Source organism: Pantoea sp. B9002, from assembly GCF_013385945.1.
Classification (GTDB): domain Bacteria; phylum Pseudomonadota; class Gammaproteobacteria; order Enterobacterales; family Enterobacteriaceae; genus Pantoea.
In genome coordinates this window covers 1-1,497 of record NZ_JACAPA010000087.1, presented here as the reverse complement: position 1 = coordinate 1,497, position 1,497 = coordinate 1, and the positions used below count along the sequence as shown (strand labels likewise).

Genomic DNA, 1,497 nt, shown 5'->3' with positions numbered 1-1,497 from the left:
CTCAGCTTTTAAGGACTGACCCATGACGACGCAACACCTTACCGTGGCGCTGGTGCACAACAGGCTTGTCTCACAGCCTCTCAACCTCGCCGCCGCCGACACCGTTCACATCCGCGCCGTGCCCGGCAACCGCTACCTGCTCGCCGGCCCCGACGCCAATGACGCCGGCCCGAAAGTGCTGGTCGCCAGGCGCATGGGCAACGCCCTCGCCCTCGGCCTGCCGGACGCCGACGCGCCGCTGCTGGTGATTGACGACTACTACCTGCACCCCGGCGACGTCATCGGCCAGGCCGAAGACGGCGGCGTCCACGTCTACGTTAATGAACACGACGACGAGCCGGACGCCGGTGAACTCAGCGACGGCGACGCCGCCTTCCTTATCCCCGACGCCACCGCCACCGACGGCTTTGCGCCCCTGCTTCCCGCCGACAGCAGTTACGGCGCCCTGGCCGCCGTCGCCGCCTTTGCCGGGCTGCTGGCGCTCGGCGGCGGCATCTACGCCCTGCAGAACCAGCACGGCGGGCCCGGTAAAAATCCCATCCCCGCGCCCGACATCACCGGCGCGGAGGACGACGCCGGCAGCATCACCGGTCCGCTCGCCCGCGGCGGCGCTACCGATGACGCCACCCCGCTGCTGAGCGGCCGCGGCAGCATCCCCGGCAACGTCATTCAGATTTTTGACAACGGCGCGCTCATCGGCAGCACCACCGTGAACCCCGACGGCAGCTGGCAGTTTACCCCCGCCCGCCTCGCGCACGGCACCCACGCCCTCACCGCCGCCGAAAGCAGCAGCGACGGTCGCGTCAGCGAGCCCTCACCTGCGTATACCCTCGAGGTTGACCTGGTCGCCCCGGCCCGCCCGCTGCTTACCCTGACCGACGGCGTGGCGCCGCACACCGGCGTCCTCTCCGGCGGCGACGTCACCAACGACAGCCGCCCGCAGCTCAGCGGCAGCGCCGAGCCCGGCGCGCGCGTTGACATCTTTATCGGCGACGTGAAGGTCGGCGAAACCACCGCCGACGCCGACGGCAGCTGGCGCTTTACCCTCACCGGTCCCCTGAGCGACGGCGAACACAGCTTTACCGCGGTCGCCACCGACGCCGTCGGCAACAGGGGCCTGCCGTCGGTCGCCGTGGTCATCACCGTCGACACCGTCATCGGCCAGCCGGAGGTCACCTCCGCCACCCACGCCGTTTCGGGTGAAATCAGCAACGACGGCACCGGCCTCACCAGCGACGCCCAGCCCCTGCTCGCCGGACGCGCCAAGCCCGGCAGCATGGTCACGCTCTACAACGGCAGCGAGGCCATCGGCAGCATGATGGCGCACCCCGCCACCGGTGAGTGGGCCTGGCAGCACGCCGGCGACGCCCGCTTCGACGAGGGCCAGCACGTGCTCAGCGTGCAGGCGGTGGATAAGGCCGGCAACACCTCGGTGATGTCCGGCGCCTTCACGATTACGGTAGATACCTTAATTGACCAGCCGGTCATCAGCGCCGT

General features: G+C 69.9%; 1 protein-coding gene. It reads left to right on the top strand.

What is annotated here, in order from left to right:
- Positions 1-22: 22 nt before the first annotated feature.
- The coding region (locus HX773_RS25280; RefSeq protein ID WP_255433335.1) for an Ig-like domain-containing protein at positions 23-1,497 on the top strand (1,475 nt) is incomplete at its 3' end.